This window comes from Pseudomonas sp. GL_090 (assembly GCF_057837765.1).
Map to the genome: position 1 here is coordinate 2,604,230 of NZ_CM174452.1, position 22,390 is coordinate 2,626,619.

General features: G+C 59.0%; 20 protein-coding genes. 11 read left to right on the forward strand and 9 right to left on the reverse strand.

Features of this window, described 5'->3' with window-relative positions:
* Nucleotides 1-7 precede the first annotated feature (7 nt).
* A complete protein-coding gene (locus tag AC3ITA_RS11665) occupies nt 8-907 on the forward strand; it encodes a LysR substrate-binding domain-containing protein (protein ID WP_489280347.1) in 900 nt (299 codons plus the stop codon).
* A 423-nt stretch (nt 908-1,330) separates the two neighbouring features.
* Here AC3ITA_RS11665 and mhpT read toward each other — a convergent pair whose 3' ends face one another.
* A complete protein-coding gene (gene mhpT / locus AC3ITA_RS11670; RefSeq protein ID WP_489280349.1) occupies nt 1,331-2,548 on the reverse strand; it encodes a 3-(3-hydroxy-phenyl)propionate transporter MhpT in 1,218 nt (405 codons plus the stop codon).
* A gap of 331 nt (nt 2,549-2,879) precedes the next feature.
* On the opposite strand from mhpT, the gene AC3ITA_RS11675 reads away from it, so the two are divergent.
* Nucleotides 2,880-4,202 (forward strand): OprD family porin, encoded by a 1,323-nt coding sequence (locus tag AC3ITA_RS11675; RefSeq protein ID WP_489280351.1) that lies wholly within the window; start codon nt 2,880-2,882, stop codon nt 4,200-4,202.
* 61 nt (nt 4,203-4,263) lie between these two features.
* Here the strand turns inward: AC3ITA_RS11675 and AC3ITA_RS11680 are convergent, their stop codons facing one another.
* Nucleotides 4,264-4,752: a MarR family winged helix-turn-helix transcriptional regulator gene (locus AC3ITA_RS11680; protein WP_150673326.1), complete on the reverse strand. Its 489-nt coding sequence runs from the start codon at nt 4,750-4,752 to the stop codon at nt 4,264-4,266.
* A gap of 213 nt (nt 4,753-4,965) precedes the next feature.
* On the opposite strand from AC3ITA_RS11680, the gene AC3ITA_RS11685 reads away from it, so the two are divergent.
* The 8 genes from AC3ITA_RS11685 (at nt 4,966) to AC3ITA_RS11720 (ending at nt 14,475) form a co-directional block, all read left to right on the forward strand.
* The gene (locus AC3ITA_RS11685) at nt 4,966-5,796 is read left to right on the forward strand and encodes a p-hydroxycinnamoyl CoA hydratase/lyase (RefSeq protein WP_046038330.1); all 831 of its coding nucleotides are present in this window, start codon (nt 4,966-4,968) and stop codon (nt 5,794-5,796) included.
* An 83-nt stretch (nt 5,797-5,879) separates the two neighbouring features.
* The gene (locus tag AC3ITA_RS11690; RefSeq protein WP_095941790.1) at nt 5,880-7,328 is read left to right on the forward strand and encodes an aldehyde dehydrogenase; all 1,449 of its coding nucleotides are present in this window, start codon (nt 5,880-5,882) and stop codon (nt 7,326-7,328) included.
* Nucleotides 7,329-7,417: 89 nt separating this feature from the next.
* Nucleotides 7,418-9,301: a feruloyl-CoA synthase gene (locus tag AC3ITA_RS11695; RefSeq protein WP_095941791.1), complete on the forward strand. Its 1,884-nt coding sequence runs from the start codon at nt 7,418-7,420 to the stop codon at nt 9,299-9,301.
* Complete coding sequence (locus tag AC3ITA_RS11700) at nt 9,298-10,539, forward strand: thiolase family protein (RefSeq protein WP_095941792.1); 1,242 nt, start codon at nt 9,298-9,300, stop codon at nt 10,537-10,539. Before AC3ITA_RS11695 ends, AC3ITA_RS11700 begins: the two co-directional genes overlap by 4 nt.
* Nucleotides 10,540-10,661: 122 nt before the next feature.
* Complete coding sequence (locus tag AC3ITA_RS11705) at nt 10,662-11,114, forward strand: VOC family protein (RefSeq protein ID WP_095941793.1); 453 nt, start codon at nt 10,662-10,664, stop codon at nt 11,112-11,114.
* A 265-nt stretch (nt 11,115-11,379) separates the two neighbouring features.
* Nucleotides 11,380-12,201 (forward strand): transporter substrate-binding domain-containing protein, encoded by an 822-nt coding sequence (locus AC3ITA_RS11710; protein ID WP_095941794.1) that lies wholly within the window; start codon nt 11,380-11,382, stop codon nt 12,199-12,201.
* On the forward strand, nt 12,198-13,043 hold the full coding sequence (locus tag AC3ITA_RS11715) for an amino acid ABC transporter permease (protein ID WP_095941795.1): 846 nt from the start codon (nt 12,198-12,200) through the stop codon (nt 13,041-13,043). Before AC3ITA_RS11710 ends, AC3ITA_RS11715 begins: the two co-directional genes overlap by 4 nt.
* 34 nt (nt 13,044-13,077) lie before the next feature.
* On the forward strand, nt 13,078-14,475 hold the full coding sequence (locus AC3ITA_RS11720) for an LLM class flavin-dependent oxidoreductase (protein ID WP_489280352.1): 1,398 nt from the start codon (nt 13,078-13,080) through the stop codon (nt 14,473-14,475).
* Nucleotides 14,476-14,688: 213 nt separating this feature from the next.
* Here the strand turns inward: AC3ITA_RS11720 and AC3ITA_RS11725 are convergent, their stop codons facing one another.
* The 7 genes from AC3ITA_RS11725 to AC3ITA_RS11755 form a co-directional block, all read right to left on the reverse strand.
* Nucleotides 14,689-15,861, reverse strand: a complete 1,173-nt coding sequence (locus AC3ITA_RS11725; protein ID WP_489280354.1) for an acetyltransferase domain-containing protein — start codon at nt 15,859-15,861, stop codon at nt 14,689-14,691.
* A gap of 238 nt (nt 15,862-16,099) precedes the next feature.
* Entirely contained in the window at nt 16,100-16,498 is a 399-nt protein-coding gene (locus tag AC3ITA_RS11730; protein WP_150673333.1) for a hypothetical protein, read from the reverse strand.
* A gap of 411 nt (nt 16,499-16,909) precedes the next feature.
* Complete coding sequence (locus AC3ITA_RS11735; protein WP_489277636.1) at nt 16,910-18,346, reverse strand: IS1182 family transposase; 1,437 nt, start codon at nt 18,344-18,346, stop codon at nt 16,910-16,912.
* A gap of 468 nt (nt 18,347-18,814) precedes the next feature.
* Nucleotides 18,815-19,180 (reverse strand): hypothetical protein, encoded by a 366-nt coding sequence (locus AC3ITA_RS11740; RefSeq protein WP_489280357.1) that lies wholly within the window; start codon nt 19,178-19,180, stop codon nt 18,815-18,817.
* On the reverse strand, nt 19,177-20,154 hold the full coding sequence (locus AC3ITA_RS11745; RefSeq protein WP_489280358.1) for a hypothetical protein: 978 nt from the start codon (nt 20,152-20,154) through the stop codon (nt 19,177-19,179). The genes AC3ITA_RS11740 and AC3ITA_RS11745 overlap by 4 nt, the downstream gene beginning before the upstream one ends.
* 9 nt (nt 20,155-20,163) lie before the next feature.
* Nucleotides 20,164-20,652: an Hcp family type VI secretion system effector gene (locus AC3ITA_RS11750; protein WP_095941800.1), complete on the reverse strand. Its 489-nt coding sequence runs from the start codon at nt 20,650-20,652 to the stop codon at nt 20,164-20,166.
* Nucleotides 20,653-21,194: 542 nt separating this feature from the next.
* Complete coding sequence (locus AC3ITA_RS11755) at nt 21,195-21,860, reverse strand: LuxR C-terminal-related transcriptional regulator (protein WP_095941801.1); 666 nt, start codon at nt 21,858-21,860, stop codon at nt 21,195-21,197.
* 203 nt (nt 21,861-22,063) lie between these two features.
* On the opposite strand from AC3ITA_RS11755, the gene AC3ITA_RS11760 reads away from it, so the two are divergent.
* Nucleotides 22,064-22,351: a PilZ domain-containing protein gene (locus tag AC3ITA_RS11760; protein ID WP_489280360.1), complete on the forward strand. Its 288-nt coding sequence runs from the start codon at nt 22,064-22,066 to the stop codon at nt 22,349-22,351.
* Nucleotides 22,352-22,390 lie beyond the last annotated feature (39 nt).

Below are 22,390 nucleotides of genomic sequence, written 5' to 3' on the forward strand. Positions count from 1 at the left end.
CTCACACATGAGGCAAAAACTTCCGCCGCTTCACGCGCTGCGCATTTTTGAAGTGGCCGCCCGGGCAGGCAGTTACTCGGCTGCGGCCCGGGAACTGAACCTGACTCACGGCGCGGTCAGTCGGCAGATTGCGGCCCTTGAGGAGTGGCTCGGTCAACCGCTGTTTGTGCGTGATGGGCAGAGCATGGTGGCGTCGCCCCATGCCCGGGCGCTCGCCCGGGAAATCAGCGCCGCGTTCGATCACATCGCGGACGCTGCCGAGCGCTATGGCAAGAAGCAGCAGCTGAAAATCATCCGTGTCAGCGCCCCGGCCACCGTCGCGATGCGCTGGCTGATCCCCCGATTGCCTTTATTTACCGAGACACACCCCGGGGTGGACGTGCGCGTTTCGACCGTGCTTTCGACGCAACCGGCGTTCACGGGAAGTTTCGACGTTGCCATACGACGGGGCGTACCAAACGGTGGTCAATTTCAGGCAATACCCTTGTACCGGGAGTCGAATACGGTGATTGCGAGCCCGTCTTTGCTCGCCAGGACAGGCATCGAGGCAGTTGAGCAACTGGCCGCCGAAACCTGGTTGACCACCGAAACCCGTCCAGGTGACTGGGAAGCCTGGTTGGAAAGTGCAAATCAACCGATGCTTCGAGCGAGCCGAACCTTGCGCTTCGATCATTTCTTCGTGACGTTGCAGGCCGTCGTCGATGGGCTTGGTTTCGGAATAGGTCCCTTTCCAACGCTTGAGGCCGAATGTGCCGCCGGACGGTTGCAGAGACCCTTTCCGGCTTTGCGCTCACTCGGCCCGACTTACTATGCGCTGGTTCCGCTTGACGCCGACAAGCCCGTCCATTTGCGGGCCTTTGTTGATTGGCTGCAATCAGTGAGTGTGACAGGTGAGGAATCGCAGTGATGGTAGTCGTAGATATTGGTGCCGGTATTTAAGGCTCCCTGGCTTTCGTCCCTTCAGTGATGTCAGCGAACCGGATCGACAGTTTTACCGGTTCGAAGTGGATGGGCAATAAGACGCTTAACGGTCCCCCTTGTACTGATTAGTCAATGATGTGCATCGATTTGAGGCTGATTCGGTGGTCATGAAAAATGCCCGGCAAATTGCCGTAATGCTGTTCAGTTAAGGAAATTGTAGGAGCGAGCTTGCTCCGGGCGGCGTTCCGACGATGGACTCAAGAGCGCCGCGTTTAGCCAGTAAATACGCGTTATCGTTAACGACCATCGCGAGCAGGCTCGCTCCTACAGAGGACCACATTCGCTTAAGTGAACAGCATTTCGGCAAATTGCCGGGCATTTTCATTCCTCAAACCCAGGGTGGCGTGGCTCAGCTTGCAGCTTGCGGATGAGACTCGGTGGTCGTGCCGTTGCGGGCGATCACGGTCAGGATCGACAGCGCGGCGATCACCAGCCCCGGTGACGTTGCCAGCAGCACGCCAGTGGTGCCGGCACCGGCGGCGAGGATCTGGCCGGCGGCCAGGGGACCTGCCACCGAACCGAGCCGGCCGATGGCCACGGCCGCGCCGACTCCGGTGGCGCGCACCGAAGTCGGGTAGGAAGGAGGCGCCAGTGCATACAGCACCAGCTGTGCGGCCATGACGAACAACCCGACGGCAAACCCGGCGATGGCCATCGGCACGATACCCACTGACAGGCCGACCCCGGCCAGCGCCGCCAACACCCCGGCGTACACGAACAGGACCACTTTCAGGCCGTTGCAGCGGTCCAGCATCACCCCGCCGAGCAGCGAACCCATGGCGCCGCCGATGTTGAACAGCATCTGCACCATGCCTGCCTGGGGCTTGGTGAAACCCTGTTCCAGCAACAGCGAGGGCAGCCAGTTGAGCAGCATGTACATCACGGTCAGGGTGAAGAAGTAGCTCAACCACAAGGCCAGCGTGCAGCGTGCGCGTCCTTCGCCGAACAGCGCCTGGGCGGTGGACGACCGTGGGCTGGCGGTCGTGACGTGTTGCTGGCGAAACGCCGTGGATTCGGGCAGCAGCAGGGCCATCAGCGGCACCACCAGCAAGGGCGTCAGACCGCCGATGATAAAGGTGGTTTGCCAGTGTTCACTGGAAAACATCGCCACCACCGCCGCCAGCGCGCCGCCCAGGGGTACGCCGCAGTACATGACGCTGATGGCGGTGCCGCGATGGCGCTCGCTCACGGCCTCGGCACACAGGGCAATCAGGTTGGGCAGGGCGGCACCCAGGCCCAGGCCGGTCATGAAGCGCACCAGCAGCAGGCTGGAATAGCTCTCGACATAGGCGGTGCAAAGCGAGAAGACGCCGAACAGCAGCACGGCGCCGACGAGGATTTTCTTGCGGCCGATACGATCGGCCACCCAGCCGCCAAAAAACGCACCTGGCAGCAGGCCGATGATCCCGGTGCTGAACACCCAGCCCATCATCTTCGGGTCCAGGGCAAAGCTCTGGCGCAATCCCGCGGCAGCGGTGCCGGCAGCCTGCAGATCGAACCCCTCGATCAGCGCAACGATAAAGCACAAAGCGATTGTCAGCGTCGAGCGACGCGATGGACTGTCCATGGGTGTACCTCATTGTTGTTTTTGTTGTGGAGTCGAGCCATCCCGTTGCACTCCGGCACGCTGGATGTAATGGCTGGCGATTAAGATAACAAATATAACTAAAAAATGAACGATCTCTTAAAAGGCACGGTCCTCTGAATTAAAGCCTTTAAAAACAATCGATTAATTGATTTATGATGATCTTGTTGAAAAATAGATAACAATATTAATGTTCGATTATCGGCTATCTGCGATTGACGATCACCCTCGGCTGTTTCCATTCTCTGTCCACGAAGCCGATTGCCCTGTGGTCGTCAGGCATCCAGCACAACAATAAAAATGGATATCGAACATGCCAAAACACCCCGTCAACGCCGATGCAGCGGCGTCAGTTTCCTGTGTGTCCCGTGTTAATCCAGGATTGCTCCTGGCGCTTCTCGGCTTCAGCGTCCTGCCCTCAACATCGCGAGCAGAGGGGTTTATCGAGGACAGCCACGGCAACTTGACCCTGCGCAATTACTACATGGACCGTGACTACAAGGACGGCGGCGCCAAGACGGCTGCACGGGAGTGGGCCCAGGGTTTCATCCTGGGCATGGAGTCGGGGTTTACCGAAGGCGTTGTGGGTTTCGGTCTGGACGTTCGCGGGTTGCTGGGGGTCAAGCTCGACTCTGCGCCGCATCGCAGTGGCACCGAGTTGTTGCCGGTGTCTGCCAACGACAAGCGCGCGGCGGATGAATATTCACGGCTCGCCCCGACGGCCAAACTAAGATTTGCCCAATCCACGGTGAAGAGCGGCGATGTCTCGATTTTCCTGCCGTTCGCTTTCGCCAGCCCATCGCGACTGTTGCCACAGACCTTTCGCGGCACCACGCTCAGTTCCAGGGATTTCGATGGCCTGACCCTGAACACCGGTTACATCGACCGCATCAACAAGCGCGATTCCACGGACTATCAGGCCATGAGCATCGCCTCGCCAAACCGGCGATTCAACGGCGCCGCCACCACCTCGCATCTGGCGTACGTGGGGGGCGATTATCAGGTCAACAAAGAACTCAGTCTGCGCGCCTACCATGCCGAGGTGACTGACCTGTACCAACAGGACACCCTGGCATTGCTGCATAACCTGCCGCTCGGCGAAGGTGTGTTCACCAGCGACTTGCGCAGCTTTTTCAGCCGCGAGGATGGCAGCGCCAAGGCGGGCAGGGTGGACAATCGCAACCTCTCGGCGTTGTTCGGCTACCGCCTCGGCGGGCACCGTGTGAGCCTCGGCTACATGCATTCCAGCGGCGACACGGCGACGCCCTACATCTCCGGCACGGAGTTGATGGGCATGAGCGAACAGACCATGGCTTCGGATTTTCTCAACGCCAAGGAGCGCACCTGGCAAGCGATCTATGACTACGACTTCGTGGCGTCCGGGGTGCCCGGTTTAAAGGGAAGGTTGCGTTACGTACGCGGCGACAATATCGAGTTGGCCGCCTACAACGCCGAGGACCGCAAGGAGCGCGAATTCCAGATGGAACTGGGTTATGTGATTCAGAGCGGCCCGCTGAAAAACGTCGGGCTGTTGGCGCGCAAGGCGATCTATCGCAATGACTTCCCGAGCGGTACGGCGTTTCGTGATGAAAACCAGACCCGCTTCCAGGTGCTCTATACCTTGCCGATCTGGTAAGCCCGGGTTCTTCGATGTTCCCCGCCGGCCGCACCTTCTGGAGCGTGCCGGCAGCCTGCGTTCAGTCCTGGTAGACCTTTCTCAGCAAGCGCAGCAGTTCCTCGCGCTCCCCGCCGCTCAGCGATGAAGTGGAGTCGAAATCGCTTTGCGCGGCGATCTGCTTAAGCTCCTTGAGCAAGGTTTCGCCGGTCTTGCTCAGGAAGATTCCGTAGGAGCGTTTGTCCGGCTTGCAACGCACCCGCACCGCCAGCGCGCGGCTTTCCAGTTTATTGAGCAGCGGCACCACCTGCGGCGGCTCGATGGCCAGGGCCCGGGCCAGGTCGGCCTGCATCAGCCCTGGATTCTGATCGATGATTGCCAAGGCCGAGAACTGCGCAGGGCGCAGGTCGTGGGCCGACAGGCGACCGATCAGGTTCTGGAACAGTTTGAGTTGGGCGCGCCGCATCGCGTAGCCGATCAGGTCATCCAGTGCCGAATCCAGCGGTGCCTGCAGCTCGGCGGTGGCGGACGGGGACTCGCTCTGGTCGGCGAGGGGGGAAGGCTTGGCCATTGCGGGTGAATCCTGAAGAAGTGGAGGTTAACAAGTGTATCCAGTTTGCCGGGGTTGGCCGCTGATAGCTACGCCCGCCGTTCAGGGCGATGGGTTCGGAGGATATTTGCGGGCGAATAAAAAATGGTTAATTCGATTAATAGTTAATTGACATAACTATATGAGTCCTTTAATTTCCAGTCATCTTCAAGCCAAGAACAAGAGAGCAATGCCATGAGCAACTACGAAGGTCGCTGGACAACCGTCAAGGTCGAGATCGAAGAAGGCATCGCCTGGGTCATTCTCAATCGTCCGGAAAAACGCAACGCCATGAGCCCGACACTCAACCGGGAAATGATCGATGTGCTGGAAACCCTGGAGCAGGATCCGGCGGCCGGCGTGCTGGTGCTGACCGGTGCCGGCGAAGCCTGGACCGCGGGTATGGACCTCAAGGAATACTTCCGCGAAGTGGACGCGGGCCCGGAGATCCTCCAGGAAAAGATCCGCCGCGAAGCCTCGCAATGGCAATGGAAACTGCTGCGCATGTACACCAAGCCGACCATCGCCATGGTCAACGGTTGGTGTTTCGGTGGCGGCTTCAGCCCGTTGGTGGCCTGTGACCTGGCGATCTGCGCCGACGAAGCGACCTTCGGCCTCTCGGAAATCAACTGGGGCATCCCGCCGGGCAACCTGGTGAGCAAGGCCATGGCCGACACCGTGGGCCATCGTCAGTCGCTGTACTACATCATGACCGGCAAGACCTTCGGTGGGCAGAAAGCCGCCGAGATGGGCCTGGTCAACGAAAGCGTACCCCTGGCGCAATTGCGTGAAGTCACCGTGGATCTGGCGCGCAACCTGCTGGAGAAAAACCCGGTGGTGCTGCGTGCGGCCAAGCATGGCTTCAAGCGCTGCCGCGAGCTGACCTGGGAGCAGAACGAGGACTACCTGTACGCCAAGCTCGACCAGTCGCGCCTGCTCGACACCGAAGGTGGCCGCGAGCAGGGCATGAAGCAGTTCCTCGACGACAAGAGCATCAAGCCCGGTCTGCAGGCCTACAAGCGCTGAGACTGATCGCCGGGTGCCTGTCCGCCCCGGCGCTCTGCATCGCTCGAATGAATTCCCGATAAAGACAATAAAGAGGAATCACCATGCTGGACGTGCCCCTGCTGATTGGCGGCCAGTCGCTGCCTGCCCGCGACGGTCGGACCTTCGAACGTCGCAATCCGGTGACCGGTGAACTGGTATCGCGGGTAGCCGCCGCCACCCTGGAAGATGCCGACGCCGCAGTGGCTGCCGCCCAGGCCGCGTTTCCCGCCTGGGCCGCCCTGGCGCCCAATGAACGTCGCACCCGTTTGCTTAAAGCGGCCGAGCAGTTACAGGCGCGCAGCGACGAATTCATCGCGGCGGCCGGCGAAACCGGGGCCATGGCCAACTGGTACGGATTCAACGTGCGGCTGGCGGCCAACATGCTGCGTGAAGCGGCGTCGATGACCACCCAGATCAATGGCGAAGTCATCCCCTCGGATGTGCCGGGCAGTTTTGCCATGGCCCTGCGCCAACCCTGCGGCGTGGTGCTGGGGATCGCCCCGTGGAACGCCCCGGTGATTCTCGCCACCCGCGCCATCGCCATGCCGCTGGCGTGCGGCAATACCGTGGTGCTCAAGGCTTCGGAGCTGAGCCCGGCGGTACACCGCCTGATCGGCCAGGTCTTGCAGGATGCCGGACTGGGCGATGGCGTGGTCAACGTTATCAGCAATGCTCCGGCCGATGCGGCGGCGATTGTCGAACGGCTGATCGCCAACCCGGCGGTGCGGCGGGTCAACTTCACAGGTTCAACCCATGTCGGGCGTATCGTTGGCGAACTCTCGGCGCGCCACCTCAAACCAGCGCTGTTGGAGTTGGGCGGCAAGGCGCCGTTGCTGGTGCTCGATGATGCCGACCTGGATGCAGCGGTGGCGGCAGCTGCCTTCGGCGCGTACTTCAATCAGGGTCAGATCTGCATGTCCACCGAACGGTTGATCGTCGATGCCAAGGTCGCCGACGCCTTTGTCGAAAAGCTGGCGGCCAAGGTCGAGACCCTGCGGGCGGGTGATCCTGCGTTGGCGGATTCGGTGCTCGGTTCGCTGGTGGATGCCAGTGCCGGAACGCGCATCAAGGGGTTGATCGACGATGCCCTGGCCAAGGGCGCGCGTTTGGTGGTCGGCGGGCAACTGGACGGCAGCATTTTGCAGCCGACCCTGCTTGATGGCGTCAACGAGAGCATGCGTCTGTATCGCGAAGAGTCCTTCGGCCCGGTGGCGGTATTGCTGCGCGGGGAGGGCGATGAAGCGTTGCTGCGCCTGGCCAACGATTCCGAGTTCGGGTTATCGGCGGCGATCTTCAGTCGCGATACCGGGCGCGCCCTGGCGCTGGCCCAACGGGTCGAGTCGGGCATCTGCCATATCAATGGCCCGACCGTGCACGACGAAGCGCAAATGCCTTTCGGCGGGGTCAAGTCCAGCGGCTACGGCAGCTTTGGCGGCAAGGCGTCCATCGAGCATTTCACCCAGTTGCGCTGGGTCACCTTGCAACATGGACCGCGGCATTACCCGATCTGAACCGCAGAAATAACAATAAAAAGGCGGCAGCCACCACCATGCCCATTCGTGCGGCCTGGTGGTAGCGTGCCTTGATGGAGAACAAGCACGTGAGTTCCGAATTCAGATCGCAACCCCACACCGAGGCTAGTGCGCCGCGCTACCGTCACGTGTCCATCGGTCGCGCAGCGGTCGAGGTGAAAGAACAGCAGGGCGCGTTGCACATGCGTTCCCTGGAGCCATTGGCCGACTATCCGCCGCGACTGCTCGACCGTCTGGTGCATTGGGCCCGGGTGCGTCCCGAGCAGACTTTCATCGCCGCCCGACAGGCCGACGGTGAGTGGCGTCGGGTCAGTTACGCGCAGATGCTCGACAGTGTCCGGGCCATCGCCCAAAGCCTGTTGAGCTACGGCCTGTCGGCAGACAAACCGCTGGTGCTGCTCTCGGGCAATGACATCGAACATTTGCAACTCGCGTTCGGCGCGCTGTATGCGGGCATTCCCTACTGCCCGGTGTCGCCGGCCTATTCGCTGCTGTCCCAGGATTTCGCCAAGCTGCGTCACGTCTGCGACCTGCTGCAACCCGGCCTGGTGTTTGTCAGTGATGCCGCAGCCTACCAGCGTGCCATCGATGCCGTGCTGCCGGTTGAAACGCCCATGATTACCGTCCGGGGCGAAGTCGCAGGACGCCACCAGGTCAGCTTTGCCAGCCTGCTTGAGCAGCCGGGCGCTGCCGAGGCCGAAGCCGCGTTTGCCAGCACGGGGCCAGACAGCATCGCCAAGTTCCTGTTTACCTCCGGCTCGACCAAACTCCCCAAAGCGGTGATCACCACCCAACGCATGCTGTGCTCAAACCAACAGATGCTGTTGCAGACGTTTCCGGTGTTCGGCGAAGAACCGCCGGTGCTGGTGGACTGGCTGCCGTGGAACCACACCTTCGGCGGCAGCCATAACGTCGGCATCGTGCTCTACAACGGTGGCAGTTTTTACCTGGACGACGGCAAGCCCACGGCGCAGGGTTTCGCGCAGACCCTGCGTAATCTCAAGGAAGTGTCGCCCACCGCCTATCTGACCGTGCCCAAGGGCTGGGAAGAGCTGGCCTCGGCACTGGAGCAGGACGCGGAACTGCGGGAGATCTTTTTCAAACGCATCAGCCTGTTCTTCTTTGCTGCGGCCGGCCTGTCGCAAAGTGTCTGGGACCGTCTCGACCGCGTCAGCGAACAGCACTGCGGTGAGCGTATCCGCATGATGGCCGGGCTCGGCATGACCGAGGCTTCGCCGTCCTGCACCTTCACCACCGGGCCGTTGTCCATGGCCGGTTATGTCGGCCTGCCGGCGCCCGGTTGCGAGGTGCGCCTGGTGCCGGTGGACGGCAAACTGGAAGGGCGTTTTCGTGGGCCACACATCATGCCCGGCTACTGGCGGTCAGCGCAGCAGACCCTCGAAGCGTTTGACCCCCAGGGCTTCTACTGTTCCGGCGATGCACTCAAACTCGCCGACCCGAGGGATCCGCAATTGGGGCTGATGTTCGACGGGCGCATCGCCGAAGATTTCAAGTTGTCATCCGGGGTGTTCGTCAGCGTCGGGCCGTTGCGCAGCCGCGCGGTGCTCGAAGGTTCGCCCTATGTCCAGGACCTGGTGGTGACCGCGCCGGATCGTGAATGCCTGGGCGCGCTGGTCTTTGCGCGGATGTTTGAATGTCGACGGCTGTCAGGGCTGGCGGCCAGTGCCAGTGACGCCGAAGTGTTGGCCAGCGCGCAGGTACGGGAGTGGTTCGCCGGCTGGTTGCAGCGACTCAATCGCGAGGCCACGGGCAATGCCAGTCGGCTGGAATGGATCGCCTTGCTCGATGAGCCGGCGTCCATCGACCGGGGGGAAATCACCGACAAGGGTTCGATCAATCAGCGTGCGGTATTGCAGTGGCGCGCGGAACAGGTCGAGGCGCTGTATCGCGGGCTCGATCCGGCCATCCTGCGCGCCGGGGCGAAGTCGTGAACACAGACGGGCAGTACTCGGCCTTTGCCGATGCGGCGATTTTCGATGCGGTGCGAACGCCCTGGGTGGACCTCGGCGGGGCACTGGCCGAGGTGTCGCCGATCGACCTTGGCATCAAGGTCGGGCGCGAAGTACTGGCGCGCGCGAAAGTCGACCCGCTGGCGGTAGACAGTGTGCTGGCGGGCTCCATGGCCCAGGCCAGCTTCGATGTCTACCTGCTGCCTCGGCACATCGGCCTCTACAGCGGCGTGGCGCAATCGGTTCCGGCACTGGGGGTGCAGCGCATCTGCGCCACCGGTTTCGAACTGCTGCGCCAGGCCGCCAGGCAACTGGATGACGGCGTGCAATTGGCCCTGTGCGTGGCCACCGAATCGATGTCGCGCAATCCGATTGCGGCCTATACCCATCGAGGCGGTTTCCGCCTTGGTGCGCAAGTGCAGTTCAGGGATTTTCTCTGGGAAGCGCTGTACGACCCGGCTCCCGGGGTGGACATGATCACCACCGCCGACAACCTTGCGCGGCGTTATGGGCTGAGTCGCGAAGCGGTGGACGCCTACGCCTGTGCCAGTCATCAGCGAGCGTTTGCGGCACAACAAGCGGGCTGGCTGGCACCCGAGATCGTTGCCGTGGGGCCTCAGGCATTTGAGTTGCAAGGCTATCAGCCACGGGGCATCCGCCTGTCACGCGGTGTCGTGACGGTGAGTGAAGACAGCCACCCGCGGCCTGGTGAGATCGCAGCGTTGGCCCGGTTGCGCAGCGTGCACGAAGGCGGGGTGCAAACCGCCGGCAACAGTTGTGCGGTGGTCGATGGCGCGGCGGCTGCTTTGGTCGGGCGCGCTTCGGCCTGCCGGGATACACCGTTGACCTTGCTGCGGGCCAGCGCGGTGGTCGGGGTGGCGCCAGAGTTCATGGGCATCGGTCCGGCACCGGCTATTCGCCTGCTGCTGCAGCGCAGCGGCTTGAGCCTGGAGCAGATCGACCGCTTTGAAATCAACGAAGCCCAGGCCGCCCAGGTGCTGGCGGTGGCTCAGGAACTGGAGCTGGATTGTTCGCGTCTGAACGTCCAGGGTGGTTCGTTGGCACTCGGCCACCCCTTGGCCGCCAGTGGCTTGCGTCTGGTGCTGACCCTGGCCCGACAACTGCGTGAGCACAATCTGCGTTACGGCGTCGCCGCAGCCTGTGTTGGCGGCGGGCAGGGCATGGCGCTATTGATCGAGAATGCGGCCTGGCGTGCCTGATGCCTCATCGGTTGAGCGGGGGGGATCCGCTGGTCAGTTCATTTTGTCGTCTTGCCCGGCAATGCCAAGCTAGGTGTTCGACTACTACGTTGAACGGCTACGTTGGGCAGCAAGGAGACATCATGACGGTCAAGCGAATGGACAACATCGGCATCGTGGTAGAAGACCTCGACACCGCCATCGAGTTCTTCACCGAACTCGGCCTCGAGTTCGAAGGGCGCGCGCCCATCGAAGGCGACTGGGCAGATGGCGTCACCGGATTACGTGACATGCGCGTCGAGATTGCCATGATGCGTACGCCGGACGGTCACAGCCGGCTCGAGTTATCCCGATTCCTCGCACCCCCTGTGGTCGCCGATCACCGCAACGCCCCGGTGAACGCCCTCGGTTACCTGCGTATCATGTTCACCGTGGAAGACATCGACGACACGCTCGCCAGGCTCCACAAACTCGGCGCGCAGCTCGTCGGCAAAGTGGCCCGGTACGAAGATGTGTATCGACTCTGCTACATACGGGGGCCCGAAGGCATTCTCATCGGGCTTGCCCAGGAGCTCGGGCAGCACGCTTCTCGATGAGCTCATCGCTGGATGCTCGCCTCAGTGCCTGAAACATCAGCGGCAGACGCCTACCCCAGCGACACCACGCTATTGAGCAAGGTCTTGACCAGTTGTGCCTGGCGCGTGGGTGTTGCTTGTCACCAGAAGTCAGCGCTGCAAGCACCTGACGCGCTCGATCCAATATAGCTTGAACGCAGTCTTATATTCCATAAAGGAAGTACAAACTATTTTTATAGTGCGTTTTAATCTATTCAGTATTTTGAATCGATTGGAGCACTTGTCTGTGAACACTAAGGCGCTTTTACCTTTTGGCTTGGCATTACTCGCTACCTGCTCGACGGCTTTGGCGGGTGCCACGCTGGATCGCGTAACCAGCAGCGGGGAGCTGACCGGCGTTCTGATGGAAAGTTATCCGCCATTCTCCTTTCTCAATGAACAGAACCAACTGGACGGGTTTGACGTGGATGTCGCCAAGGCCGTTGCGCAACGGCTAGGGGTGAAGCTGAAGCTGCAAACACCGTCCTGGGATGTCATCGCTGCCGGACACTGGAACGGTCGGTATGACATCTGCGTGTGCTCGATGACCCCGAGCAAGGCACGGGCCGAAGTGTTCGACTTCCCGGTGGAGTATTACCAGTCACCGGCCGTGATCGTGGTGAATGCCAACGACAAGAACATTGTCACGGGCAAGGATCTGTCAGGTAAAAAAGTCGGTGTGATCAGTGCGTCGACCTATGAAGCCTATCTGAACAAGGATCTGCTGATCGAGGGCGCCGAGGACAAGCCGTTGAGCTATCCATTCGAAAGCGTCCAGATCGCGCCATACGACAACGAAACGGTAGCCTTCCAGGATCTGGCCCTGGGCACGGGCGTGCGTCTGGATGCCATGGTCACCAACCTCATCACTGCTCGCGAACGCATCGCCCAGGATCCTCGCTTCAAAATTGCTGGCGACACGCTGTATGCGGAGCCCAACGTGGTCGCGATCGAAAAGGGCGATCGGCAATGGAATGCCAAGGTCACTGAGGTCGTCACCCAGCTCAAGGCCGATGGCACCTTGAGCAGGATTTCACAGAAGTGGATCGGTGCCGATATCAGCCAATGACAGCCCTCAATCCACACCCGGCCAAGGCGGTTATCGCCCCCGAAACCCAGACGCGTCGTTTCAGCCAGCTATTTGGTTTTCGCACTCGCCTGTATTTGACCTGGGCAATGCTGTTCGGCCTGTGCGTCATGTTTTTCATGAGCTTCGATCTGAAGTTCTCGATCATTGTGCAGAAGTTGCCCAACCTGGTCGGCCTGCATCCGGGGCCTGACGGTTTCTTGCAGGGCGCCGCGCTGACGCTGTTCCTGTGCTTCTGCTCGATCTGGCTGTCGTTGCTCCTTGGCTTCGTGACGGCACTGGCGCGCCTGTCTCGCAGTGCAGTGGCTTTGGGCATTGCCAGTTTTTATGCGTCCTTTTTTCGCGGTACGCCGCTGCTGATCCAGATCCTGCTGATCTATCTGGGGCTGCCGCAGTTGGGTGTGGTTCCGGGCGCGATCAGCGCGGGGATCATTGCGCTGTCTCTCAATTACGGTGCCTACCTCAGCGAGATTTTTCGTGCCGGCATCATGGCTGTAGCACCCGGGCAGCGCGAAGCGGCGATGGCCTTGGGTCTGAGGCCTGCGGCAACGTTTCTGCACATCATCCTGCCGCAAGCCATGCGCACGATCATTCCACCGACAACCAGCCAGTTCATTTCAATGCTCAAGGACTCATCGTTGATATCGGTGATGGGGGTCTGGGAAGTGATGTTCCTCGCGCAGTCCTATGGTCGCTCGTCCTACCGCTACATCGAAATGCTCACCACCGCAGCCGTTATCTACTGGCTCCTGTCCATTGGACTGGAGCTGATACAGAACCGACTTGAACGCCACTACGGCAAAGGTTTCAAGCCTCAGCGCTGACCCATCCGCTCAATGACTTTTTACAGGTACTACGATGTCCGATCCAAAACCTCTGTTGTTTGCGTTATACGAGCAAGCCAGTGTTGGCTGTGGCGGCGCGCCGAGCCTCTGGACGCACCCGGCTGACGAACGACTGGCCATCAACTCGCTGGGCTACTGGTCGAACCTGGCGCGCATCGCCGACCAGGCTCATCTCGACATGCTGTTTTTTGGTGATGTGCTGGGTTTCTACGATGTGTTTGGCGGTAATGCCGACGCGGCCATGAAGTGGGCGGTGGAAGCACCGGCCAACGATCCATTGATGATCATTCCGGCATTGGCCGCCGTGACGGAAAACCTGGCCTTCGGCGTCACCGTGACCACCAGTTACGAGCATCCTTTCACCCATGCCCGGCGTTTCAGCACGCTGGATCACCTGACCAATGGCCGGGTCGGCTGGAACATCGTCACGTCCTACCTGACCAGCGCTGCCCGTAACTTCGGCCTGGAACAGATGATCAAGCACGATGATCGCTATGAACGCGCCGATGAATTTCTCGATGTGGTTTACAAGCTCTGGGAAGGCAGTTGGGCAAACGATGCCGTGGTCGCCGACAAGTCTCGCCAGGTCTATGCCAAGGGCGATCGCGTGCGACCGATCAATCATGTCGGCGAGCATTACCGGGTGACCGGGCCGCATTTGACGTCTCCGTCACCGCAACGCACACCCTTGCTGATCCAGGCCGGTTGGTCAGGCCGTGGTCGTGAGTTTGCGGCCAAGCACGCCGAGCTGATTTTCATCGCCAAGTCCAACCCGCTGGAGATTCGCCAGGGGCTGGAAGATATATGGACGCAGGCCCGGGCACGGGGGCGTCACGCCGGGGATGTCAAATCACTGACCGTACTGCGCATCGTCACGGCCAGGACCGAGATCGAAGCCCAACGCAAATATGACGAGCTGCAAAGCAACTATCACTTGCAGGCACAACTGGTGAGCTATGCCGGTGATACCGGTATCGACATCAGCCGCTATGCGGACAGCGAAGCGTTGTCCACTCATACCGAAGGCATGACCTCCTATGTGATGCGGCCTGATGGCAGCGGCAAGCCCTTGACCGCCGGCGATGTCAAACAGCGCTTTGCCAACGTCACCCGGGGCAGTGATCTGATTCTGGTGGGAACGCCGCAACAGGTGGCTGACCGGATCGAAGAGCACGCCCGTATTTCCGGCACCAGCGGCTACATGCTCAACCCGCTGATCAGCCCGGGTAGCCTTGAGGACTTCGTAGAGTTGGTCATTCCTGAATTGCAAAAACGTGGCTTGTATCGCACCCGGCCGCAGAGCGGTACTTTCCGTTCGCGGTTACGGGACGATGGCGCTAGCCATTTACCGGATTCGGCTTACGGCGCCTCATTCCGCTTTGATAAAGGTTTTCAGGACGGGACAGTCTAGAAAAAAGGGGCTCTCCAAGGGCTAATGCCAATCAGTTAAACGTTTGAACACCGCAAACCTTGTGGGAGCGAGCTTGCTCGCGATGGCGGTTGAACAGTCACATAAGGGGTGCCTGACAGTCCGCTATCGCGAGCAAGCTCGCTCCCACAATGTCCGGGGCTTAACTGGCAGGCACTACTCTCCAGGCGCCCTTTTTGTGAGCGCATGTCCTGATCAGAAATATTTGAGCCATCCGATATCGCGACGGCGTGCCTTCAATGCCGCGAACCAGCGCACGGGTAAATACAGGGATAAAGCCAAGAGCACCGCCGTCAGCCACACCGCCCAAATGCTGTCGAAACCGAAAAAAACTCCCTGGTTCAATCCGAACAACGCCGCGCCGACCAGATACAGCGTCTTGAGTACGTAAAGGTGGAGCAAGTAGAAGAACATCGGCGCCGCGCCAAAGACTGCCAACGCATTGACCCACTTGCGTTGTCGGGCCCGTTCCAGGGCTCGAAGCAGTAACAGGCCCGTGCCCAGCGTCAGCGAAAGGAACAGCAGGGAAGGTGGGTATTTTGTAATGTTGAAGAAGCTCATGAGGGTTTGCGTGATGCCTTCATGGGCGACCCAAGGCGCCTCGCCATAACCATTGACGGCTCGCAGTGCGACAAATCCGATCAATGTCCCGACCCCTGCAAGCAGCAGAGCACGTTGACGATCCGCGGCCAAGACCTGGCCGGCAAACCAGGGGCCGATGCTGTACCCAAGAGCAATCACACCAATCCACGGCAGTACAGGATACGAGGTGCGCAGACGCAAGCTGTCGGAGAAATCGATCCAGCCGCGATCATGCAGAATCGCCCAAGGTATATGCATGGGCGAGCTTGCCGCGAAGTGCAGATTATCCAGCAGGTTGTGCCCGGCCACGATCACCAGACCCAGACAGCACAGAATGGACCTGGGTAACCAAACCAGTCCGGCCAAGGCAATCATGCAGATGCCAATGGCCCAGATCACCTGCATGTAAATGGCCGTAGGCGGGAACTGAAAGGTCCAGGCGAAATTCACCAGGGTGAACTCCAGCAGTACCAGGAACAGACCGCGCTTGAATAAAAAGGCTGACACATCGCCCTTGCCCTGGTGCTTTTGGCCGTACAGGCAAGCGGACAGTCCGGTGAGCAGTATGAAAACCGGCGCACACAAATGGGCAAGTGTGCGGCTGAAAAATAACGCCGGCTCAGTGGATTCGATGTCCATCGGGTCTACTACCTGACGGTGCAAAAAGAACGTTTCGCGCACGTGATCCAACAGCATAAGGAGGATGACTAATCCCCTCAGGGCGTCAATGGACAACAGGCGTTGGTTCAAGCTTGTGATGGGGGGGAGGTGATTAGGCGTTGTCATCGAATGCCGCAAGCAGGGAGTGGATGGCTCTGTCAGTAACGACTGACAGTTTATGTTGGTATAGGATATAACATAACCTTTGAATCTGCTTCATGGGCATTCACATGGGGTGGCTGATTTCGGTGTCATCGGCAATTGGAGGAGGGCGGCGTTTGCATATTGCCTTCAACGCCGACGAGGAGGGCGAAAGCGGGGCGCCCGTATCCCGTCGACGTTTTTAACCCTGCGGGGCGTCGCACTAGCGTCGATAGTAGCGGCGATCGTCCTCGTAGCGGTACCGCATGGCCCGATCCTGGTGGCGCTCCCAGTAACGATGGCGTTCTGCTTCACGGCGGGCTTGCTCTCTGCGCCAGTTATCCCTACGCCAGTCATCCCGGCGCCAATCGTCTCGACGAGAGTGCCAACGGCCGTCATGCCAGTATCGGTCGTCATGGGCAAGCAACGGTCCTGGCTGCTTGCCGGCCATACTGGCCAAGGTCGGCCAAGGGTTGACCGCAGCCTGGACCGGCACCTGAACGACCGCGACTTCAGGTGCCAAAACAGGGGTTGAGGTCTTCATCTGTGTGGCTGATGCCGAGCCCACTGCCGCGAACGCGAACAGGCCGAAGAGCACCATCCGTGGGTCATGGAATTTCATGAGCGAAGACAACCTCTGATTGATTTCTGGACGTGTGGCCATCCGGCTTCGGGGGAGCCTGCGGGTCCGCGCTTGGCGAATGGATGTGCCTATCCACATAGACCGATAAATAGGAAAAAGTTCTAGGGGGCGTTGCTTAAATAGCTAACGGCGTCAGAGTGCGGGGCTTTTGGGGTTTGCTGGTTTGATGTCCGTTCCTGGTCGGTTTTTGCCTGTCGCGAGAGGCAGAAAACGACCCAGGCTGTGTGAAAACGCGCTAAATACGTCGGAAACTGAGAGTCGCGAGGGTTGCCTTTGGAATCAGCCGGCGGAAGCGCGAATTACCTTAGTCAGCTACATAGATGTTCGTAATGCCGTTTGTGCCGCGTCAGCGGCCCAAACGGCCACTAACGGGCGAGCAAACGGTTGGATTCACGCCCTGATCGCCTCAAGCAGTCCTGCGATGCCGAAGATGCTCATCATTCGCTTGAGGTTGTAGGCGAGCACATGAAGACTCATCTCAGTGCTCACCCTCGGCAGGGTCTTGGTCAGGAAGTGGGTACTTCCCATCCAGTACTTGAGCGTTCCAAACGGATGTTCAACGGTCTGTCGCCGAACCCTCATCATCGCCGGATCATGTTCTAGCCGAGCCTGCATCGCGTCGACTACAGCTTCATGTTCCCAGCGTTTCACACGGCGTTCCTTGCCCGTAGTGCACTGCTTGTGCATTGCGCAGGACTGGCAGCCCGAGAAGTAATAACAATGCAATAACATGCCGTCTTCCATCGACGAATGCCGCCTGGTCAGTAACTGCCCCGCAGGGCATCGATACTCGTCCGATGCAGCAACGTAGATGAAGTCCTGCTTACCAAATCGGCCTTCGGCTTTGCTGCCAGATGTCAGGGGTTTCGGTACGAAGGTGGTGATGTCCGCCTGTTCGCAGGCAAGGATTTCCAGCCCTTTGTAATAGCCTCGGTCGGCGACCACCGTCAGCGACTCAGCGCCGATCTCTTCACGCGCCTGGTTCGCCATATTGCTGAGTTGACCACGATCATTACCAACGTTGGTCACCTCATGGGCAATGATCAAATGGTGCTTGTCGTCGACGGCTGTTTGTACGTTGTAGCCAACCGTTCCGGTGCCTCGTCCGCTCGTGGCCATTGAGCGTGCATCTGGATCGGTAAGGGAGATCTGCTGGTCTGGGCTTTCGTGAAGCTGCGCCTCGATGTCCTTGAGTTTTTGCATCTGCTTTTTCAGCGTTTCTATCTTTTCTTTCAGCCGTTCTGCTTTGGCCTCGGCCACTTCGGGCGTTGCCCGATCCGCCGAATCCATTGCCGCCAGATATCGATCGATGCTCTGCTCGATCTGCTGCATGCGTGCCTTCACTTTTCCCTGAGTGAAGTTACGGTCGCGGTTGTTCACAGCTTTGAATTTGCTGCCGTCGATGGCGATGATCGACTGGGAGAAGAGATTGAGGTTGCGGCAAAGCACTACGAATTGTCGGCAGACGCTGCGAATGGCTTTGCCGTTGTCTTTGCGAAAGTCGGCGATGGTTTTGAAATCTGGAGCCAGTCGACCCGTCAGCCACATCAACTCGACGTTGCGCTCGGCCTCACGCTCCAGCCGGCGGCTGGACTGAATCCGATTGAGATAGCCGTAGATATAGATCTTCAGCAAGATCGCTGGATGGTAGGCCGGACGCCCCGTTGCAGCAGGATCGACGCCCTCAAAACCAAGTGCACCCAGGTCGAGTTCATCAACGAAAACGTCGACCACTCGCACTGGATTTTCTTCGGCAACGTAATCGTCCAGGCACTCCGGCAGCAACGTGACTTGCGTCCGAGCCTCACCTTCAATGAAACGCTTCATGATCGTCCCCGCCACGATCTAGACGATCAGAAGATTAGACAATCGCAGGCGTTTTCACACAGCCTGGACCCTTAGCGGTCTCTCACATCAAGTAGCTATCGGTCGTAATCTAACTTCGACCTCTGTATCTGACTGGTTAAATGACGGCGGCGCTTCAAACGCCGCCGTCTATTCTAAAGGTTTGCTGCCAGTCACGTTCCCGCTATTAAAAAAGGGTCCGTTAAGGCGTGTTTTGCAGTCCCAGGGGATCGAAAATGAACGATCTGTTGCTAGGTTCTACTTAGAAGTTGACGGTGTCTGAGAATTTGACGGGGCGCGGGTTACCTTGGCTCAGGTAGTCGCCTTTGGCCGAGGCCCAGTAGTTCTGTCCGTGATTTTCTCCACGTTGACAAGAGCTGGTCCGGTGACCGTGCCAATACCATCTAGCTGGCCACCGACCGGGTAAAGCCAATGCTAGCCGGCTAAGTTTCAACGCTGTGCATAATTGAAAATGGCCAGCGCGGTGAGCAACACGATGTGGATGCCTAACAGGCTCACCAGCAGTCGTCTCATACGGGGCGGGAATCGTTTGACTTCATCGATGTCAATCAAACCCCTGCGCACAAAGATCTTCGGTACAGCCAGCACCATAGAGATCAACCCCGTGCGCATAACCTTGCCCAGAAGGCCTGCATGTTGAAATGTTTTTTTATTGCCGGTCACGAAAATACAATTCGTAAGAAACGACTCAAAGCGCTCAGTGTATTTATGAGCAATGCAACACTGTACGATCATTGCCAGTATCATGGGTGCAATGATCAGTAACGCGATCAGTCCAGGGTGAACTTCATTCACTCCGATACCTCACTATACAAAAAGTCACCCAGCATCTCGCCTCCCTTGCTCCCGAAATCACCGAAAATCTTACCGCCCGCTGCTCCACCGATGACAGCACAAGCTAGTGCTCCGGGGCCGCCTGTACTGATCCCCAGAACGACGGCACAAACACCAGTCCCTATCATACCGCCCACATACCCCCCCGCGCTGCCGCCCGCCAGGCTACCCATCAAGGTCGAACTTTCAACATATTTGGCGCGTCGACATTGGTCCTCCCGCCCCGTCGTGCAGGCTTTATGAATCGCCAGGCCGGTGGATGCCACATCCAGCGCGGTACCAATATACGTGCCTTTTTTGACCAGATTTGATGCTCTGGCAACCCCAGACACCTTGTCGGCATAGCCCGCGATTTCACCATGATTCAAATAGCTTCGCGTCGAAATACCCAATGCCTGTTTGATCTTCCCTTGATTACGTAAGCCTGAGCCGTATGCGGCAACGCTCGCCAACTGCTTTTCGAGCTTCATGAACAACAGGGTGCGCTTTGCGTAGAACGCGTCGCGCGCACTTAAGGTGCCAGAACCAAGGTAATCGCGGTGCAGCTTCTCGATCTCTTCAAGGGTGACCTTGATATTACTCAGATGCTTGCTCCACCCCTCACTGGCCGCACCTGCCCCCATTGAGGCGTTTGCCAGCACACTTTGCAGTAAATCGAAATGCTCTAGAAAGAAATCGTCCGCCTCGACCCCGCTGGTCAGCAGGCCAGTGTGCACTTGCGCAGCCTTGGCCATCAGGAATGCTTCGTGACTGGTGCAAGAGGGTGTATCGGAGTCGCCCACAATCACCAGCTCCCCTGCCATGACTACGCTGTTGGTAATGTGGGCATTGAGGACATCGAATTTGCCCCGGGCGTGCCCCGAAACCGGTGTGCTGGCTCTCAAAGACTGGTATGACTGAGTTCTGGGGTTGATGAAGCTCCTTGCTTCAGACATCGTCTTACCTCACGCATACGTCTTGTTGTTGATCCGGTCCCAGCCCCCCGTCACATTCCCGCCAGCGCTACCATCGGATCGTTTCTGTCGCGTGTAAGTGGTCTTGATGCGCCCGTAGTTCAACTGAACGACCTCGATGGGAACGCCCGAGCTGGCGTTCTGCGAGTAGTCGGCAATGATCACCTCTTCCAGGACTATTTCGTAGTACTTAAGCTTGTCTGTGCCTGCCCGGCAAAGCGCAAGCTTCACTTCTTTCAGATGCCGACCCGCACAGCTTGCTTCCAGCAGCTTGCAACTGGCGCTATCGAGAAACTTGGTGAAGGTGAAATTGGTCAGGGTCGTACGGCCTGATGTCGCACCGCCAGAAGAGCTTGCGGTAGCAGACGTGCTTTGATTGACGGCGAAGCCGTAGCTGGTGATCTCGATCCAGTTGTTGTATTGCTCATCCAGCGCTTCGCCAGCAATATCTTCGATTTGGATGTAGGCGTCGAAAGCCATAGTTACCTATCCTTGGTAGTGATTGGGGTGACTCCTGATGGAAAGGTGTGACACTTGCATCAGCAAAATGTTCCATGGTCCGTTAGCGTTCGGCTAACCGTCTATCGCGATTAGACGTAAGCCTTGCCCAACTTACCCTTGAGTGAGTCAGGCCCGCATACGCGCGCGCGGTAGCGGTTGCCCGATTTCAATGGTCCGCTGCGCTGGCAGCCAGGTCAGTACATCTTTGAGATAGACATACTATCGTGCCTATTCATGCGTGCCGCCTGGATCAAACCCAAGCCATTTCTACCTATACATGGAATTGTGTTCAGTTTGCTGGACGTATTTGAGCGGCGGCTCCTGGCCGATTACCGCCTGCCAAAATACAGTTAACCCCAATTGGCACGTAGTGCCTGTCGCCCGCAATCCGTTTCCCGGCGTACGGTTTGCAATCACCTATTGAGAGAGCCTGGTCACCACCGATTGGAATGAAGTGGTGCCTCCCACTGTGGCCCAATGCAGGAGAAGGGTGGGGTAGATCGGTCGTGTTGCCGCGGCCCTCAGTCGCCTGTGGAAAGCCCATGCTTGTGTGCGTAGGCGTAAAGATCTACACGGTTCGTCAGGCCCAGCTTGCTGTAGATCGATGTCAAATGGTTGCGCAGCGTGTGCTCGCTGATGTGCAGCTTCTCGGCCACCAACTTGCCAGGGGCAGAGGGGTCGCTGGCCAGCGATGCAATGGTTTGCTGTTCGCGGCGCGTCAGCTTGGCGATTTTGTGTTGCTCCGGGTCAATATCGCGCTCGACTTTCTTGCGCGCCAGTTCAAGGAAGATACGGCTGGTCGCATTGCGGTCGATCCAGAGTTCGCCTTCATGCACTTTTTCTATGGCTTTGAGCAATGTTGATGCCGATGCCGACTCCCGCTTATCCACCACGCCACGTGCGCCCGCCAGCACCGCACTGTCATGCAGTGCCAAGTCACTCGACCCTGTCACTACCAGAATCTTGGCCTTGGTCCGGCTGTGCAGCTCGGCCAGCGACTCGATACAGTCCTCGCTGTCCAGGTCCAATACCACCACATCTGGTGTGTATTGGTGCAACGAAAGCAGGTATTGCGCCACCGACGCCGTCGAACCCGCCAGCTTCAACCTCGGTTGAGCGCTTTCCACCAGACGCTCAAGGCCCCAGGCCACGAGCGGTAGAGCGACTAACAGGACTTGAATTGGCATGCGGCTCGCTGCCTCTTTAGGCGGGTTGTGTTAGCTGACCATGATAGCAATCGTTGCAGCCCCTGGCTTTTTTCTATAGCGCTTCAGACATCCCCTCCCATGACATTTGTCCCGTAAAACACTGTTTTCATGGGTGATTGACTCCCAGAAAAAAGGGATAGCGCGCTCATGTAAAAAACAGAGGCCGTTTTTAGACTGCTGCCATGAAAGACACACACCGAATTGAGCCCCGTGAACAAGTCACCCTGTCGCTGCAACTGATCGGCGGGGGTAGCGGTGTCATCCGTGACATCAGCGCCTCCGGTTTGTATTTCGAAACCGATAGCGAGCAGCAGGTGGGTAGCTTGATTGACTTCGAGATCGAACTCGACACTCCCGGCGGCCCCATGAAGTTCAAGGCGCAAGGACAAATCGTGCGCATTGAACCGCTGGGCGGCAGGGCCGGGGTGGGCGTGAGGCTGCTGGCCAGTCGGCTGGTACCGGTGGAGTGATGGGTTCGTGGGTGGGGGAAGAATCGGCTTGTGGCTGTT

Coding starts and splice junctions, on each gene's coding strand:
- AC3ITA_RS11665 (WP_489280347.1), top strand. CDS start 8: ATGAGGCAAAAACTTCCGCCGCTTCACGCGCTGCGCATTTTTGAAGTG.
- mhpT (WP_489280349.1), bottom strand. CDS start 2,548: ATGGACAGTCCATCGCGTCGCTCGACGCTGACAATCGCTTTGTGCTTT.
- AC3ITA_RS11675 (WP_489280351.1), top strand. CDS start 2,880: ATGCCAAAACACCCCGTCAACGCCGATGCAGCGGCGTCAGTTTCCTGT.
- AC3ITA_RS11680 (WP_150673326.1), bottom strand. CDS start 4,752: ATGGCCAAGCCTTCCCCCCTCGCCGACCAGAGCGAGTCCCCGTCCGCC.
- AC3ITA_RS11685 (WP_046038330.1), top strand. CDS start 4,966: ATGAGCAACTACGAAGGTCGCTGGACAACCGTCAAGGTCGAGATCGAA.
- AC3ITA_RS11690 (WP_095941790.1), top strand. CDS start 5,880: ATGCTGGACGTGCCCCTGCTGATTGGCGGCCAGTCGCTGCCTGCCCGC.
- AC3ITA_RS11705 (WP_095941793.1), top strand. CDS start 10,662: ATGACGGTCAAGCGAATGGACAACATCGGCATCGTGGTAGAAGACCTC.
- AC3ITA_RS11715 (WP_095941795.1), top strand. CDS start 12,198: ATGACAGCCCTCAATCCACACCCGGCCAAGGCGGTTATCGCCCCCGAA.
- AC3ITA_RS11720 (WP_489280352.1), top strand. CDS start 13,078: ATGTCCGATCCAAAACCTCTGTTGTTTGCGTTATACGAGCAAGCCAGT.
- AC3ITA_RS11725 (WP_489280354.1), bottom strand. CDS start 15,861: ATGACAACGCCTAATCACCTCCCCCCCATCACAAGCTTGAACCAACGC.
- AC3ITA_RS11730 (WP_150673333.1), bottom strand. CDS start 16,498: ATGAAATTCCATGACCCACGGATGGTGCTCTTCGGCCTGTTCGCGTTC.
- AC3ITA_RS11735 (WP_489277636.1), bottom strand. CDS start 18,346: ATGAAGCGTTTCATTGAAGGTGAGGCTCGGACGCAAGTCACGTTGCTG.
- AC3ITA_RS11745 (WP_489280358.1), bottom strand. CDS start 20,154: ATGTCTGAAGCAAGGAGCTTCATCAACCCCAGAACTCAGTCATACCAG.
- AC3ITA_RS11750 (WP_095941800.1), bottom strand. CDS start 20,652: ATGGCTTTCGACGCCTACATCCAAATCGAAGATATTGCTGGCGAAGCG.
- AC3ITA_RS11755 (WP_095941801.1), bottom strand. CDS start 21,860: ATGCCAATTCAAGTCCTGTTAGTCGCTCTACCGCTCGTGGCCTGGGGC.
- AC3ITA_RS11760 (WP_489280360.1), top strand. CDS start 22,064: ATGAAAGACACACACCGAATTGAGCCCCGTGAACAAGTCACCCTGTCG.